20 protein-coding genes and 4 tRNA genes are annotated in these 16,023 nt (G+C 36.8%); 5 read left to right on the top strand and 19 right to left on the bottom strand.

The annotated features are described in order from the left end of the window. Positions 1 to 107 precede the first annotated feature (107 nt). From N3D17_00840 to N3D17_00815, 6 genes are all read right to left on the bottom strand, one after another. A tRNA-Arg gene (locus tag N3D17_00840) sits at positions 108 to 181 on the bottom strand. A gap of 178 nt (positions 182 to 359) precedes the next feature. Beyond that, positions 360 to 1,343: a deoxyhypusine synthase family protein gene (locus N3D17_00835; GenBank protein ID MCX8081937.1), complete on the bottom strand. Its 984-nt coding sequence runs from the start codon at positions 1,341 to 1,343 to the stop codon at positions 360 to 362. A 36-nt stretch (positions 1,344 to 1,379) separates the two neighbouring features. Continuing rightward, positions 1,380 to 1,465, bottom strand: a tRNA-Ser gene (locus N3D17_00830). 60 nt (positions 1,466 to 1,525) lie between these two features. After that, a tRNA-Ser gene (locus N3D17_00825) sits at positions 1,526 to 1,719 on the bottom strand. Between the two features lie 2 nt (positions 1,720 to 1,721). Beyond that, positions 1,722 to 2,516: a sugar phosphate isomerase/epimerase gene (locus N3D17_00820; GenBank protein MCX8081936.1), complete on the bottom strand. Its 795-nt coding sequence runs from the start codon at positions 2,514 to 2,516 to the stop codon at positions 1,722 to 1,724. Beyond that, positions 2,513 to 3,178, bottom strand: a complete 666-nt coding sequence (locus tag N3D17_00815) for a YggS family pyridoxal phosphate-dependent enzyme (protein ID MCX8081935.1) — start codon at positions 3,176 to 3,178, stop codon at positions 2,513 to 2,515. The genes N3D17_00820 and N3D17_00815 overlap by 4 nt, the downstream gene beginning before the upstream one ends. Before the next feature lie 59 nt (positions 3,179 to 3,237). Between N3D17_00815 and N3D17_00810 the strand changes: the two genes are divergently transcribed. Continuing rightward, positions 3,238 to 4,911, top strand: a complete 1,674-nt coding sequence (locus N3D17_00810) for a ribulokinase (GenBank protein MCX8081934.1) — start codon at positions 3,238 to 3,240, stop codon at positions 4,909 to 4,911. Then, complete coding sequence (locus N3D17_00805; GenBank protein ID MCX8081933.1) at positions 4,908 to 5,579, top strand: class II aldolase/adducin family protein; 672 nt, start codon at positions 4,908 to 4,910, stop codon at positions 5,577 to 5,579. The genes N3D17_00810 and N3D17_00805 overlap by 4 nt, the downstream gene beginning before the upstream one ends. Before the next feature lie 2 nt (positions 5,580 to 5,581). Here N3D17_00805 and N3D17_00800 read toward each other — a convergent pair whose 3' ends face one another. Both N3D17_00800 and N3D17_00795 read right to left on the bottom strand, forming a co-directional pair. Beyond that, entirely contained in the window at positions 5,582 to 6,097 is a 516-nt protein-coding gene (locus N3D17_00800; GenBank protein MCX8081932.1) for an SIS domain-containing protein, read from the bottom strand. Then, entirely contained in the window at positions 6,079 to 8,046 is a 1,968-nt protein-coding gene (locus N3D17_00795; GenBank protein MCX8081931.1) for an acetylxylan esterase, read from the bottom strand. Before N3D17_00795 ends, N3D17_00800 begins: the two co-directional genes overlap by 19 nt. Positions 8,047 to 8,178: 132 nt before the next feature. Here N3D17_00795 and N3D17_00790 point away from each other — a divergent pair, with 132 nt between their 5' ends. From N3D17_00790 to N3D17_00780, 3 genes are read left to right on the top strand one after another with little or no spacing between them, the layout of a single operon-like run. Then, the gene (locus tag N3D17_00790; GenBank protein MCX8081930.1) at positions 8,179 to 8,301 is read left to right on the top strand and encodes a hypothetical protein; all 123 of its coding nucleotides are present in this window, start codon (positions 8,179 to 8,181) and stop codon (positions 8,299 to 8,301) included. Then, positions 8,298 to 9,062, top strand: a complete 765-nt coding sequence (locus N3D17_00785) for a M55 family metallopeptidase (GenBank protein MCX8081929.1) — start codon at positions 8,298 to 8,300, stop codon at positions 9,060 to 9,062. Before N3D17_00790 ends, N3D17_00785 begins: the two co-directional genes overlap by 4 nt. Before the next feature lie 22 nt (positions 9,063 to 9,084). After that, positions 9,085 to 9,249 carry a hypothetical protein gene (locus N3D17_00780; GenBank protein ID MCX8081928.1) on the top strand — a complete coding sequence of 55 codons (165 nt, stop codon included), beginning with the start codon at positions 9,085 to 9,087 and terminating at the stop codon, positions 9,247 to 9,249. Positions 9,250 to 9,267: 18 nt separating this feature from the next. On the opposite strand, the gene N3D17_00775 is transcribed toward N3D17_00780, so the two are convergent. The 11 genes from N3D17_00775 to N3D17_00725 all read right to left on the bottom strand — a co-directional run bounded on the left by N3D17_00775 (position 9,268) and on the right by N3D17_00725 (position 15,996). Beyond that, positions 9,268 to 9,341: transfer RNA gene (locus N3D17_00775), tRNA-Gln, on the bottom strand. 61 nt (positions 9,342 to 9,402) lie between these two features. Then, a complete protein-coding gene (locus tag N3D17_00770) occupies positions 9,403 to 9,609 on the bottom strand; it encodes a winged helix-turn-helix domain-containing protein (protein MCX8081927.1) in 207 nt (68 codons plus the stop codon). 22 nt (positions 9,610 to 9,631) lie between these two features. Beyond that, positions 9,632 to 9,883 carry a hypothetical protein gene (locus tag N3D17_00765; protein MCX8081926.1) on the bottom strand — a complete coding sequence of 84 codons (252 nt, stop codon included), beginning with the start codon at positions 9,881 to 9,883 and terminating at the stop codon, positions 9,632 to 9,634. Then, on the bottom strand, positions 9,880 to 10,572 hold the full coding sequence (locus N3D17_00760) for a TonB family protein (GenBank protein MCX8081925.1): 693 nt from the start codon (positions 10,570 to 10,572) through the stop codon (positions 9,880 to 9,882). The genes N3D17_00765 and N3D17_00760 overlap by 4 nt, the downstream gene beginning before the upstream one ends. Before the next feature lie 2 nt (positions 10,573 to 10,574). Continuing rightward, positions 10,575 to 10,979, bottom strand: coding sequence for a biopolymer transporter ExbD (locus N3D17_00755; protein ID MCX8081924.1), 405 nt, complete (start codon positions 10,977 to 10,979; stop codon positions 10,575 to 10,577). 1 nt (position 10,980) lies between these two features. Further along, complete coding sequence (locus tag N3D17_00750) at positions 10,981 to 11,613, bottom strand: MotA/TolQ/ExbB proton channel family protein (GenBank protein MCX8081923.1); 633 nt, start codon at positions 11,611 to 11,613, stop codon at positions 10,981 to 10,983. Between the two features lie 16 nt (positions 11,614 to 11,629). Beyond that, a complete protein-coding gene (locus N3D17_00745; GenBank protein ID MCX8081922.1) occupies positions 11,630 to 13,039 on the bottom strand; it encodes a hypothetical protein in 1,410 nt (469 codons plus the stop codon). Continuing rightward, positions 13,036 to 14,712 carry a tetratricopeptide repeat protein gene (locus N3D17_00740; protein ID MCX8081921.1) on the bottom strand — a complete coding sequence of 559 codons (1,677 nt, stop codon included), beginning with the start codon at positions 14,710 to 14,712 and terminating at the stop codon, positions 13,036 to 13,038. Before N3D17_00740 ends, N3D17_00745 begins: the two co-directional genes overlap by 4 nt. Before the next feature lie 144 nt (positions 14,713 to 14,856). After that, positions 14,857 to 15,066 carry a cold shock domain-containing protein gene (locus N3D17_00735; protein ID MCX8081920.1) on the bottom strand — a complete coding sequence of 70 codons (210 nt, stop codon included), beginning with the start codon at positions 15,064 to 15,066 and terminating at the stop codon, positions 14,857 to 14,859. A gap of 223 nt (positions 15,067 to 15,289) precedes the next feature. Next, positions 15,290 to 15,835, bottom strand: coding sequence for a 3'-5' exonuclease (locus tag N3D17_00730; GenBank protein ID MCX8081919.1), 546 nt, complete (start codon positions 15,833 to 15,835; stop codon positions 15,290 to 15,292). Continuing rightward, complete coding sequence (locus N3D17_00725; protein ID MCX8081918.1) at positions 15,835 to 15,996, bottom strand: YHS domain-containing protein; 162 nt, start codon at positions 15,994 to 15,996, stop codon at positions 15,835 to 15,837. Before N3D17_00725 ends, N3D17_00730 begins: the two co-directional genes overlap by 1 nt. Positions 15,997 to 16,023 lie beyond the last annotated feature (27 nt).

Here is a 16,023-nt window from a genome sequence, read left to right as displayed (position 1 = left end):
AAACTCAGGGGAACGTTACCTTTCCCCTGAAACCCTTTTCGTCGCCCTTTTATCTGTTTATACAAAATCTACCAATCTGTGAATATACTCATCTGTTAATATTTTAGTACCCCTGGCCCGACTCGAACGGGCGACACGCGGTTTAGGAAACCGCTGCTCTGTCCTTCTGAGCTACAGGGGCAAATAATAAAATTAAAATTTTAATTATTCAGCATTATTTCTCTGCCCTATATTATATATTGAACACTCATTAAAATTCAAGGAATTCGTTGTTCCTCATCTGTTTCCAGAATAGAATTTTTCTTAATAGAGAAAAGAAAGCATCTTCTTATAATAATCATACCTTTATGGAAGGAATATCACTCAGCGAGTATGTAAGCAAACATAAGAGGGGCTACTATTGTAGCATCACTTTCAATGATGAATTTAGGTGTATCTACCCCTAACTTTTCCCATGTAATCTTTTCGTTCGGGATAGCACCACTGTAAGAACCATAAGATGTGGTACTGTCAGATATCTGGCAGAAATATCCCCAGAGTTTACATTGTTTCTTCATATCCTGCCTGATGAGAGGGACAACACATATAGGGAAGTCCCCTGCAATACCTCCTCCTATCTGAAAAAATCCAATACTTGTATCTTTTGAGTTTGCTAAATACCAGTCAATAAGAAAGTCCATTGTTTCAAGCCCTGATTTCACAATAGATATCTCTTTTATCTCTTTTTTCTTTACCTGAGCCACAAACATGTTGCCTAATGTAGAGTCCTCCCACCCCGGAACAAATATAGGTATGTTTTTTTCACAGGCAGCAACTACCCAGGAGTCCTTCGGGTCAATCTGGTAATATTTTTCAAGGTCGCCGCTTCTAATAACCTGATACATATACTCATACGGGAAGTACCTTTTCCCTTCTTCCTCTGCTTTCTTCCAGTATTTTATTACTGCCTTTTCCAATCGTCTCATCGCTTCTTCTTCAGGAATACAGGTATCTGTTACTCTGTTTAGTTGTCGCTGGAGCAGTTTTTCCTCTTCATCTGGAGAAAGGTCTCTCCAGTTAGGAACCATAACATAATAGTTATGTGCAACGAGGTTATATATATCTTCTTCAAGGTTTGCTCCTGTGCAGGTAATAGCATGAACTTTTTCTTCCCTTATCATCTCTGCAAGTGTCAGTCCTAACTCTGCTGTGCTCATTGCGCCTGCAATAGTTATCATCATCTTACCACCTTCTTTCAGGTGTTGGACATATGCTTCAGATGCAGATACCACAACAGCAGCATTAAAATGGCGAAAGTTGTATTTAATAAAATTTTTGACGTAAAGGTATTCCTGCCTGGCCATAATAACCTCCTTTACTAAATTATAACATATTTTAAACGGAGAGGGCAGGATTCGAACCTGCGGTGCCATAAAGGCACAGCCGATTTCGAGTCGGCCGCTTTCGTCCACTCAGCCACCTCTCCAGAATTAAGGTGCTCATAATATATTCTACTAAATAAAAAGCAGGACTGGTTGCTAACGCAACCAGAGGGCAGGATTCGGCGCCCCTCGCTCCCGATACGCTCGGGGTCGGCCACCCGCTGAAATTGCTCTTACTCATCGCAATTTCTTACTTCGCTCCCCTGAAATCCAGAAATACGTTGTATTTCAGCCTGCGGTGCCATAAAGGCACAGCCGATTTCGAGTCGGCCGCTTTCGTCCACTCAGCCACCTCTCCATCTACATATAACTCTTAAGGACTTCAATATCATGGGGAAGAACTACCTCTGGTGGCCAGGCGTTGATATACTCACCAGAAAGATAGCCATTGTATCCAGAGTTTTTTAGAAGTCGGACTGCTATATTATAGGGTATCTCTCCCTGTCCCATCAATGCTAATTTTGGAATCCTCGCCTTATCATAAGTACCATCATGTACATGACAGTGTTCAATCAGCCCTTTAAGTTCTTCAAATGCCTCCTCAATAGTTCTTAATTTTGTAAAAGGATGCATAATATCCCAGTTAATCCTTATAAAAGGGCTGCCTGCCATCTTTACTGCAGATGCGGCAATATCAGGTAGAGAGAAAAAATCATGGGTCTCAAGGCACACATAGACCCTGTTTATTTCTGCATATTCCTTGACTTTTGAAAGTGCATCCCCAACAATCTTTATTGCTTCCTCATAAGAGATGGTTTTGTCAGGCATACCACCAAAAACCCTGATTCTTTTACATCCAATATCCACAGCAAGGTCAATAAACCTTTTTGTAAGTTCTATTTCTTTTTCTCTTTTTTCATCATCAGTGAAACAGTAATGTATAGAAGTAGCAATACAGGCACATTCAATCCTTTCATCTTCAAAAGTTTTTTTAATTTTGTTCCTTTCTTCAACCGTTGCTTCAAGTTCTACACCATGTCTGTGTCCCTGTTGTGCTCTCGGTTCAATTCCATCATATCCATACTTTTTTGCAATATCCAGCATCTCTTTCAATGTCTTATCAGGTGTGGTAAAACTCATAAACGCAAATTTCATAATTTTCTCCTCTGTCCAAAGATAGCACTTCCGATACGTATTATATTTGCTCCCTCTTTTATGGCTATCTTCCATGTACCGCTCATACCCATAGAGAGATATTTCATCTCTACATTGGGAAATTTCTTTTCTTTAAGTTTATAAAAAATTGTTTTTGTTAAACAGAAATAAGGTCTTATATCCTCAGGTTTTTCAACCATTGGTCCCATCGTCATCAACCCTTCAACTTTTATATTTTTCAATTCAGATATCTCACTGATAAATCTTTCTACCTCCTCAGGTAAAATCCCTGACTTCTGTGGTTCTCGTGCGCTATTCACTTCGATTAACACTGGAAATATAATTCCTTTTTTCCCTGCATATTTATCTATCTCTTTTGCTAAATTGATATTATCAAGTGTTTCTATGCAATCAAAGATGTCCAGTGCTTTTTTCACCTTATTTCTCTGAAGGTGTCCTATGAAGTGCCACTGGACTGACTTCCCTATCTCCTTAAATTTTTCTTCTGCCTCCTGGACATAATTCTCACCGATAACTTTTATACCTGAATCAATTGCTTCATTTATTTCTTCTATACTTCTTCCTTTTGTAGCAGCAACAAGAACCACTCCTTCAGGTATCTCAGCAAGGATTCTCTTCACATTTTCTTTTATGCTTTCCATTGCAAGAATCTCCACAGTTATTATATAATGAGTAGGTAAAAGTAGAAAGAGGAGGAGGTATGTACTCATTAGGACTGGACTTCGGGACAAATTCTGTAAGGGCTATAATCCTTGACCTTGAAAATGGTATTGAGATAGCAGAGGCGGTCTGTAATTATCCATCAGGAACAGAAGGTATTATACTTGATGAAAAAGACCCGCACCTTGCCAGACAGAACCCTTATGACTACCACATATGTATGGAAAAGGTGATAAAGGATGTTGTAAGGAAGGCAAAAAGGGATAAAATCTTCAGACCTGAAAAGATTATAGGGATTGGTGTGGATACAACAGGTAGTACCCCTATGCCTGTGGATGAGGAGATGGTCCCCCTTTCCTTTCATAAGGAATTTAAAAACAACAAAAATGCGATGGCATACCTCTGGAAAGACCATACAGGTGCAGATGAAGCAGAGGAGATAACAGAGATTGCGAGGAAAGAAAGGCCTGAGTATCTTTCAAAGATAGGGGGAGTATATTCATCAGAATGGTTCTTTTCAAAACTGCTCCATCTGATAAGAACAGACCCAAATGTATTTAATAAGATGGCGTCATTTGTAGAACTCTGTGATTATATCCCGGCAATTTTAAGCGGTAAGAGGAGCCCTTCTGAAGTTATAAGAAGCATATGTGCAGCAGGGCATAAAGCAATGTATAGTGAGGAATGGGGTGGTCTTCCTGATGAGGAGTTTTTGTGCAGGGTAGATGAAAGGTTTAAGGGGATAAGGAACAAACTGTATCAGAAGGCATATCCTGCGGGTGAGATTGCTGGCTATCTATGTCCTAACTGGGCAAAGAAGACAGGGCTTCAACAGGGTATCCCTGTAAGTGTGGGTGCCTTTGACGCCCATATGGGTGCTGTGGGTGCAGGGGTAGGTCCAGGGGATTTGGTAAAGGTGATAGGAACCTCTTCCTGTGATATGACAGTGGCACCAATGGATAAGAAGATAAGAGATATTCCTGGAATATGTGGGATAGTTCCTCACTCCATTATCCCTGGCTATATCGGAATTGAAGCAGGACAGTCCGCTGTGGGTGATATATTTAACTGGTTTGTTAAAAAGTTTGCGCCTCCTACAGTTAAAGACCCACATAGATATTATGCTACACTTGCAGGAAAACTTAAACCTGGTGAGACAGGGCTTGTTGTACTTGACTGGCACAATGGAAACCGTAATGTCCTTGTGGACCAGAAACTTACAGGACTTATACTCGGGCTGACATTAAATACCAGACCTGAAGAGATATACAGAACACTTATAGAGGCAACTGGCTTTGGTGCGAGGGTAATAATTGAGCGGATGGAGGAGTACGGAGTGGAAATAAATGAGATAGTTGCAACCGGTGGTATCCCTGATAAAAACCCGCTTCTAATGCAGATATATGCAGATATTACAGGAAGAACTCTTAAGATAGCAGAGTCATCACAGACATGTGCTTCAGGAGCTGCGATGTTTGGGGCTATTGCTGCTGGAAAAGAAAAAGGAGGATTTGAGAGTGTGGAAGAGGCACAGAAAAGGATATGCAGATACAAAGATGAGATTTATAGTCCATGCATGAAAAACAAGATGGTTTATGACCGGCTTTATGGTATATACAGAGACCTCCATGATGTTTTCGGCACAAAAGAGACAGGAAAAAATCTCTACTATGTGATGAAGGAACTTCTTGAGATAAGGAAGGGAATAGGATGAATAAGGATTTAAGAAAAGAGGTATGGGAATCAAATATATTTTTGTGGAAGAATGGTCTTGTATATGGCAGTCAGGGGAATGTAAGCGGGGCAGATAGAAAAGAAGGGATGATATATATAAAGCCCAGCGGTGTTTCATATGAAAAACTTTGTGAACATATGATAGTCAGGGTTGATATGGCAGGAAATACAGTAGATAAAAAGGGGCTTAAACCATCTGTGGATACCCCGCATCATCTATTTCTCTATAAAAACCTGAAAGATATCTGCGGGGTCTGTCATACCCACTCTAAGTTTATCACTGTCTTTGCTATACTTGGAATACCTGTTCCTGTTTTAACAACAGCACATGCGGATGTCTTTGGAAGCGAGATACCTGTAAGCAGGTATGTGGATAACACAGGAGATAATATAGGGGTAGAGCTGCTAAAGGTATACAAAAAGACCGGCTGTAATGCCATAATTCTTGGTAAACATGGACTTTTTACTTTTGGAGAGACACCTTCAAAGAGCGCATTTTATGCCCTTATGGCTGAATATTGTGCAGAGGTTTCTTATTATGCATTACTGGGCAGGAAATTGACAGGTAAAAAGATTATGCCTCTCTGTAAGAAAGAGATTGAAAAGTGGTATAGCAGGTACCACTCTTCTCGCTATGGACAGAAGTGATTCTACTCTAAATTGGTATGTCTCTTAACCATATTGCTGTAAGAAATCCCTTCCTGTTTTCTGAATTTTTCCAGAGAGATGTCAAGGAATATAGATACTACCTGTTCAAAAAGTGAACCACCAAACTGAATAGAGTTTTTTGCAGGTATGAGAACTATATGGTCAGCCAATTCTGTTAGAGGGCTATTTTTTTCAGATGTAATAACAAGTATCTTTGCTCCGGACTCTTTTGCTATCTCTGTTATGGCTGCAACAGTTTTTTTAGTTCCTGAAGATGATATAGCAACAAGCAGGTCTCCTTTTCTTATTGGCGGACAGATGGTCTCCCCTGTAACATAACTTTCGATATTGATATGTCTAAGGCGAGTTGCAAAACATCTTCCTATCAGTCCACTTCTTCCTGTCCCTACAACAAATACCCTTTTTGCTTTTTTAATAATAGAAATTATAAGTGTATAATTCTCTTTTTCTATCCCTTTTACTGTATCTACGATCTCCTTCAGTATTTTATCTTCCATTGACTTGCTCCCATATCAGGTCCCCATGGCTCTATAAGTTCTATCTTACCCTCCAGTGTTTTTATCAATTCAGGGATATCTATATATTTAAGGATGGATGGCGGGACATTTGCATCAGGCCAGAGAAATGAAGGAACCTGTGTCCATTCATAAAAAGAGGGTGGATAATTTTTTATTACTACTTTTTTTATATCTTTACAAAGAATAGCAATAAAGAGTGCTATGATGGAACCCTGTCCCCTTCCATAAAGAGATATCTCCTTTACACCTTTACTTTTAAGAAGGTTAAATGCAGAGAGGATATCATATATCCGCTGACCTAAATAGGGCTTTCCTAACATAAGTGCATATGACTTTAGCAGATAGTTATATCCATATGGGTGTAAAAAGTCATCAGGAGTATCTGGCATAGATACACCTATACCACGGACATCAATAGAATAAATGTCCCCTTCAGAGAACAGAGAAAGTGCTAATGGGTCTTCTTCAATATCCTGTAATGCACTTATATGAGGGATATAAAGAGAAATATTTTTTTCTGGTTCAAGGACAAAAGCCTTAGAAGTATCTCTTGCCTTCTTATATAGGATTACAGAGATATTTTTTTCTGTTTCTATTGCATATCTGGAGATAACATAATCACCTTTTTCGGAATAAAAAGGTCGGAGGATTCTATAATAGGGAACTGCTTTAGAAATACTAATATTCAATATCTTTTTCACTGTGGATGAAATTTGCTGAAATGAACGGTCCCTTTTTTTCCGGGTTATTTCCTTTGATATTTCTGCAATTATCTCATATGCGGGTTTTGACCCTTCTGATATAACCTGTCCCTTTCTTGTTGCCCAAAGATTTTCTATCTGTTCAACAGTGTAAGAGACATCTTCTGTGTATGGCTTCGTCCCTGTATACCTGCAGAAAAACTTTACCATCTCTTTCTGGTGGTCTGGGGAATAACCATGGAGGTTCTCTCCAATAAACACTCTTATATTATCTTCTGCTCTGTATATACGGTAAAATCTTCTAATATCTGAATATGCTTCTCTAAATCCCCTGATATCAAAGAAGTCATATTTCTGCCCGAGTAAAATTACTGGCTTTGGTGCCTTTGCTATAAAAAAGTCCGACTGTTCAAGTCCTGCAGCAATAATTCCTGGTGGACACTGTTCATTATCAGAGGGGAGTTCGTTTTCCATGTTTGCAAGAAATGTTGTAATAAAACAGGAAGGTGCAGCAAAAGTAAATCTGTCATCAAGTGCCCAGAGCCAGGTGGTGAGTGTTCCCCCACCAGAACAACCGGTAAGTCCTATTTTTTTATGGTCTACTTCACTTCTTGAAAGGAGATAGTCAAGTGCCCTGATACCATCCCATACACGCCAGGCACCAAAAAAATCTCCAACCAGTTCTAATTGTTTCCCAAGCATATTGTGTGCATAACAACAATTAGTCCTCAAAGGATGTTGCTCATCAAAAGTATCATAGTACTGGTCTCTCTCACCCTGACTGATAGGGTCATATATAAAGACAACAAAACCGGACTTTACCAGACGGATACAGACCTGCTGATACAGAGGATATGCTTTCCCTTTTGTCTCATGTCCACAGGAAACCAGAACCGCAGGTGCTTCCCTCTTGAGATTGTTAGGTATATAAAGGTTTCCTGTTACAAAAAATTTCTTTCTACTTTCAAAAATAATCTTTTCTATCTTATACCCAGGTTTTTCCAGTACTCCTGTGATTCTGGGGGTCAATGGTGTCTTGGTTTCAGGTAAAGGAAATGCCTTTTTGATTGCAGACCGGACATATTCCTGATATTTTTCTGCATCTTTCCTTGTTTTTATAGATTTAAGTTTCTTTGCTCTTTCTTTATATATCTCTCGTAATACAGCCACATAATAGTCCGTTACCATATGTCCATATGTATTTTTTATTTGCTTATTATGCTCCATAGTAAAAATTTTATCATAAAGAAGATAGAGAGAAAACTTCAAGAGCAGATTTTGACACTAAAATAACAAGAAATAATACTTTTCTTTATAAAAACAAGATGTATAATTATTAAAAATAAAGAAGGATGGGTGATGAGGAATAATTATTATTTTGCACTTGATGAATATCTTATTATTGATAGCGGTATTGACTTCTATCAACTCTATTTTCTTGTTAGACATTGCGAGAAAAATGAAAGAGGAGGGATAAAATGAAAATATATATATGTACAGATTTAGAGGGTGCTACAGGGATTTTTAAATGGGAACAGACAATGAAAGGAGCACCAGAATTTAAAGAAGCGATGAAACTTCTAATGGGAGATATATCTGCTGTAGTAGAAGGACTTAAAGATGCAGGTGTTAAAGAGATATATGTCCTTGATGGTCATAATGGAGGGAATAACTTTATACCAGAACTGATGGTCCCGGGTGTACGCTATATTACAGGTGTTCCTCGTCCATGTCCTTTATATGGTCTGGATGAGTCATTTGATGGTTTTATTCTGCTGGGATATCACTCAATGAATGGGACTCAAGATGGTTTATTACACCATACACAGAATCATATTACAGAGGCAAAGTACTTTTATGATGGGATAGAAAGAGGTGAAATCTATCAGTGCGCTGTAATTGCGGGACACTATAATGTTCCTGTTATACTCGTTTCAGGAGACGAAGCAGCATGTAAGGAAGCGAAGGCAACATTGGGAGAAAATCTACCCTGTGTAGCAGTAAAGAAGGGTATAAGTAGAGAATCAGCTGTTTTAATACCTCCAGAAGAGACGCGAGAGATGTTAAAGGAAGGGGCTAAAAAGGCAGTGAAGTTAATCCCGGAACTTAAGCCATATAAGATAAAACTTCCTGTAAAGTTGGTTGTAAGAAGAATGGATTCTGAGGGGAAAAAGTTAGAAAATCCATACTTTATAGAAAAGGAGTTTTTGATTGATTCAGCACTTGATATAATAAAGTGGTAGTTAAAAATAGATAAGGAAAGAGATGTTTATAGATATCCATGTACATGAAAGAAAATATCAAACATTCTTAAGAAAAGGAAAAGCGACATATTCAACGCCAGACCAATTGTTAAAAAGATATGATGAGTTAGGAATAGAAAAAGATATCATCCTCCTTTTACAAAATAGGCAGAGAAAACTCTCTTAAACTCTTTGTTTATAAAATTGGCTGGGGGACTAGGATTTGAACCTAGACGCCGAGATCCAGAGTCTCGTGTCCTACCATTAGACGATCCCCCATTTAAGAAAAAAGATAACTCCAAATCTCTAAAAATTTATAAAGTTTAGGAATTTTGAAATACTATTCTTTTTTACGGAAGGTTATTATATATTCATCGCCTTCTTTTGTAATCAGAATATGTCCTTCCCTTCCTAACCACCCTAAACTTAACATTACAAGGTCTCTTTCTCTTTTTATTGCCCTCGCTATCTGAGAAAGAGATGCCTCATTATATTTTTCAAGATACTGCCATACTTCACCCGCAACTATTCCAATTTCTGTTATCATAACATCTCCTTTCAGAGAAAGGTTAATCTCCTTTTATATTGTACACTTTTTCTTCCCTGCTGTGAAGAGTGCTACACTTTGGACATCTGGAGATATTCTCAGACCTGCTGTCAATATATGTATAAAAACATATGGGACACTGCCAAAGGGTATCATACCTTCTTGCTTTTTCTTTGTTATCTTTCCTATATTCAAATAAAATCCACAATAACAAGATGAAAATACTGACAGTCAGATAAATAGATACCGCCAGATTAATCTCTATCTTAATCATTTTAAGTAAAATCTAAATGTTATTAAACCCCATGCTTGTTTATCTGTCTGTATTGGTTCAAATAACCATTTTCTAAATTTCTGTTCTGCATAGAGGTCAAGTTCAGGATAGCCGGAAGATGTAATGAGATTTGTAAGAATAATTTTACCATCAGGGGCAACCCAGAATTTAATTCTTATATTACCCTCCAGTGCTTTCTCAATTGCCCATTCTGGATATTCAACTGGTTCTTTGTAGATGAGCGACCTGTTTCCGGCAGGACCTTCTATTTCAACATCTGATATGGAAGCCCTATTTTCTGAATAGGTGTCTGTCTTACCGAATGGTATTATGTCAGGCATCTTGACATCAGGGAGTTCAAATCTTGTAGAGAGTATCTCTGGAGGTGTAATAATCCTTGATGCCCCTATGGTTTCCTCCGATGAGAATTTTAAAATGTCCTTTCTAATCTTTTCTATTGCTATTTTTTCTGTTTTCGGTGAGACCTTTGGAATTTCAGGAGAGATATTTTTCACCACGTATGTCTTTTCTGGAGATGGGATGTTACTTGTAGGGAGAAGGGAAACTTCCACAGGTTCTATTTCTCTTATTGATACGGGTAGTATAAGTGAAAAAATAGAGATTCCACCGATATGTATCAATAAACTTATAACAAATGCTTTCAATAAAAGGTTCTGTTTCCATACCATTTTTATATTTCAGGTAGAGTTCCTATAACGATTTTATTAATTCCTGTTCTTCTTGCTATATCCATAACCTTTACAACAATTCCGTGTTCTGCTTTTCTATCTCCTTTTATGATAAGAATCCTATCTTTATTGACCGCTAAGGTATTTTTCAGGACATTTTCTAACTGTTCTATACTTAAAGGAGTTTCTCTGTAAAAGATACCACCTTCTTTTGTTATACTTATGATAATTTCTTTTTCAGTTACTGTTTCAGAAGTTGTTGCTTGAGGTAGATTGATTTTTATCCCGGGTTGCATAATAAAACTTGATGTCAACATAAAATATATGAGTTGAAGAAATACAACATCTATCAGTGGTGCTATGTTAAGTTCTCCTTTTATGATTGAATAGTGCCTCGGAAATTTCATATTATGCTTCCTCCTCTTCTGACTTCAAAAAGAAGAGAATATCTATCAGCCGTGTAGCACTTTTTTCCATCTGAAGGATTATATTGTTTACCCTGCTTACAAAATAGTTATACGCCAGATAAGCAGGTATAGCAACAGTAAGCCCTGCAACAGTCGTTACAAGTGCCTCCCATATACCCCCTGCAAGTTCTCCAGGATTTACAAGCCCACCTTTTGCTTCTATAACCATGAATGCCTTTATCATTCCTGTTACAGTACCGAGAAGCCCGAGCAGAGGAGCAATAGTTGCAATGGTAGCAATAATTCCCAGATATTTTTCAAGTACAGGTATTTCATGGTTTGCTGCATCATCTATTGCTTCTTTGATTTCTTCTCTACTTCTATCCGATTTCAAAAGCCCTGCTTTTAATACTCTCGGAACCGGTTTATTTTGCTCTTCGCATAATTGTAAGGCATCTCTTATCTTTCTCCTTTTCAGAAGTTCCTCTATCTCTTTTATAAATTTTTCGTTGTCTATTTCAGCGTTTTTAAGCGATAAAAGTCGTTCAATAACGATTGCCAATGTTATTACACCAGCAAGCAATATGGGTAGCATTATTACTCCACCCTTTACAATAAGATTCCATAAGCTCATTTATCCCTCCACTGGTCTAAAAGAAAATTTTTATAAATGACATTAGATTTATTCCTTCAGCAGGATATCCTGGAACTATGGAATATTCTCTGTCTGTAATATTATATACTGATACTCCCCATTCCATAGAAGTTCCTTTTTGGAAGAGTATTTCTGCATTCACCACAGGAACACTCCCGGATTTCTTGCCTGAAAATCTCCTTTCCCCTGTATAAGAGATATAGGGACTGAATGAAAAAGGTCCATACTTTAATATCAGTCCTGTATTAAGCGTTTCTTCAGGATAATAATCTAAATCTTCTGATATAAATCTTTTCTCGCCTTTTAAGAACCATTTTATACAATCTGCTAAAGAATATTGTAGTTCAAGATTAATAGCTGTCTGCCAGTAATTCTGCGGGTATGGTTCAAAAAGGCCATTTTTATCAATATCCGCCCATCCGTAGAAATTATCCCTGTAAGAAGGGGAGATGTCAAGGTATATATAACCATCTTTGAATCTTTTATGAAATGCAATGGATACTCTATACTCCTCTTCAGGAGCAAAGTTATAGTTTGTTATTTCTTTATATTCTTCGGATAATATATCTTTATAAAGGTCGGGTATCTGGTATGTACCACTAATTTTTAAAGTAATATATTCGCTTAGATTGTATCTGAATGAAGGGAGAAATCTAACTCCGTATCTTTCTATTATTTTCAGAGTACCTCCCAGAGAAAGATTATCCTGTATTTTATATATGGATTGATAAAAGGATGTGGATGAAAAATCATTATTAAATACATCATACCTTTCTATTCCTGTCTCCCATGTAGAATAATTCCTGTCTAATGAAAAGTTTAGTGTCGTAAAATTTATATCTCTGTTGTCTATTATGTAAAGGTGCTGTTTGATAGAAGGAGTAATATAATGACTTTTCATAGATGTATAATCGGTATGGAATGAAAAAAAAGACCTTTGTATATTAGAAAAAGGATGTCCCTCAGGTCCAGGGAGTTCCATATCTCCTGATATAAGTTTCAATGAAAGTTCATTACAAGCAACTATTCTCTGAAAATCAATCTCTACTTTTTTCCTTTGATTGTTATCTCTGGTTCCTTCTGAAATAATATTTCCTATATTGAGGTGGTATCCTGCTTCTTTATTATCTGATGAATGATAATATAAGGTATTGCCAAAAGTTGTATTACTTCCGAGGAATAAAGAGAGATAACCTTCACCAGACCTATATATCTCATCATTCTTCACCGGTTTGCGTAATTCAGGAATTATTATGTTAAATTGCGGGACAGGAAAAGGAAATAACCTGGTCTTCTCAAATCGGATATCTTCTCCTGTAATCTGTTCTTCTGGTAGTTTTATCTCCTGAGAGAATCCATTGAATACCATTACACAAATGAATAATAAAATGGCACTTATTTTCATTTTTTAAGACGTTTAAGGTTTTCTTCTGCATACCTTACCCATTCAGGAAAGTCAGTAAAGAATGTGATGATCTCCAGATATTTTTCCTGTGCTTTGTCTATCTCCCCTTGTTTTTCATATATATTGGCAAGATAATATGTTGCTTCTACCTTTTCTGAGGGTTTAACACTCTGCAGTTTTTCTAAAATAGATTTTGCTTTTTTGAAGTCCTTCAGAAGGAAAAGTGTTTTACCATAGAGAAAAGATATTGTCTCGTTTTTCCCTTTTTTAAGAAATTCATCACACAGTTGAAGTGCCTCATTTAGTTTCCCCTGTTGTATCTTACTGTCTATAAGCATTTCAATTGTGGTTTCATAGAAGGAACTTTCAGGAAATTTTGTAATAAGTTCTGAAAAATATCTGTCTGCTTCAGTATATCTCCCTGACTCATAGTATCTTTTTCCAGTGAAAAATAATATCTCGTGAATATACCTGCTATCAGGAAATTCTATTCGTAGTTTTTCCCATACTTTCTGAGAGTCATCAAATAGATTCTTTATATAATATGTATAGCCAAGCCAGAAGTATGCATCTTCTTTTGCTTTACTATCTGAAGATATTTCAAGGACTTTTTTAAAGTAGATTATAGATTCTTCATATTCACCCATATTGAAGTTTACAAAGCCCAGTTTAATATAAATATCAGATAGGTTTTTATCTTCTGGTTTTAGCTCCGTTATCTCTTTAAGGTATGTCTCTGACTCTTCCCATTTTTCCTGTAACATTTTTACATTCGCCAGTTCAGAAAGTACTTTGAATTGAATATCTTCTTCACTACTTCTTATTCCTTCCAGCAGAGATACAGCTTTTTCAAGGTTCCCCTTTCTCTTTTCAATAATAGACATCTGGAAAGATGCCCAACTACTGTATATAGTATCAGGAAATTCATCACATACCCTGTTGAAATAATGTTCTGCTGCAGAATAATCCTTTTTATTTAAAAAACAGTCCCCCAATTTCAGATAAATATCTGCCAGAATTTCTTTCTGTTCTTGTTCTGTTTGTGACATCTCTGATGCTTTTTTGAAAAGCTCTATTGCCTTGTCAAAATCATTTTCTTGATAGTAGGTCAATCCTTCATAATATAGTGCTTCAGGCATGTATTTAGATATGTTTAGTTTAGATATAATACTGAAAAATTCTCTACTTTTTTTAATATCACCCTTTTTAAACAATGTTACTGCTGTTGAGAGTACTACCTGTGCTATCTGATTTTCGAGAGAATCATCAGAAGAGAATCTATTTTTATATTCGGAATATAATGAAATAGCAGATGCTATATCTGTTTTTTTAAGATATGCCAGAACAAGATATGTCATAGCATCTTTTAGAAATTCAGATTCTGGTCTTTTCTTTACAATGATATTCAATTTATCTATTGCCTTATCTACCTCTTCAAGATATAAAAGATTAACACCATACAGAAGGTGGGCATAGTCAACATCAGGAGGTGACGGGTTTTCTTTAAGATATTTATCTATCTGAGAGTTTGATAGTGAATACATACCTCTTTTATGTGCTTCATATGCCATCTTTAGTCGTCCGGAGATATTATCCACTGCACATAAAAGAGAAACCTTAGAAATAACAAAACAAGCAACAAGTATCCACCCACTTGTCCATTTTCTATTCATCTGATTCCTTATTCATTCCCTGCAAGGTTTTACACAGCAGGGAGATAGAGGGGAAGGGTAAAACCCTCCCCCTCTTTTACTGTACGATTCTCAATCTATACAGGAATGGCATCTATGCCAGGTTATATCCGGATTGGTATGGATTTATACCTTTGTTACTTTTGATGCCTGAAGTCCTTTGTCACTGGATACAACTTCAAACTCTACAGTATCACCTTCCTGAAGAGTGCGGTATCCTTCTCCGACTATAGCGGAATAGTGAACAAAGACATCTTCTTTTCCGCCTTCTCGTTCAATAAAACCATATCCCTTGGCATTATTGAACCACTTCACTTTACCTCTTTCCTTCGCCATCCTTCGTCCCTCCTTTCTTCAACCCCTGAATATACAGAAAGTCTTACTTTCCAGGACTTCCTGTAGACAGGGGGTAATAAATGAGACCATATATTTTAAACAGATTTAAGGTATTGCCCATCTGAATAGAAATCCATTATGGGGGGTTCGTAAAATCTCTTTATTACTCCTCTTACTATAAAATAAATCTGTTTCATCTATGTCCTGCCAACAACCTATTTTTTCACACCTGTATATTTTTGTCAAATTTATTTTTTCTATTAAGTTCCTCTATAAGTTTGCAGTAAACCTTATATGTAATCATCGCATCTGCTTCAGCTCTATGATAACCAGATATATCAATTTCATAATATAGTGCTATTGTAGATAAAGAATTTTTAGGAAAACAGAAATAGTTCCTCGCTATTGCTAGAGTATCAATAACTTTTATTTCTGAAAGGTCCAATCCACATAGATTCAGTTCTTTTTTTAAAAATGGTATATCAAAGTCCGCATTATGGACAAGGATTGTTCTCCCATTTATAATCTCAAGGACCTTTTCTGCAATATCTCTGAAGAGTGGAGCATCTTTAATTTGCTCATCTTTTATACCATGTATGAAAGAGACCTCAGGAGGGATTTTTACTTCAGGATTTAATAAAGTGACAAATTTTTCTACAACATTGCCTTCTTTTATTCTTATCAATGCAATCTCTACTATTCTACCTTCAACAGGGTCAAGACCTGTGGTTTCAACATCAAGAACGACAAGTTCAGGTATTTCTTTCATTATCCAACGAGTTTAAGATATTTTTCTGTGTCCTTCTCAAACTTCTCTTTACAGGCAGGACTGCAGAAATAATATGTTTTTCCGTCTTTATCCACCTTATTTTTTGTTTCTTTCTTCAACCACATTCTGCATACCACATCTTTATATTTTTTTATAGCCATAGTACCTTCCTTTTTAAGGAAATTTTA

This window comes from bacterium, from assembly GCA_026414725.1.
Taxonomy (GTDB): Bacteria; Ratteibacteria; UBA8468; order B48-G9; family JAFGKM01; genus JAAYXZ01.
Note: the sequence above shows the minus strand (reverse complement) of the source record. Positions and strands in the feature narration are given on the sequence as shown.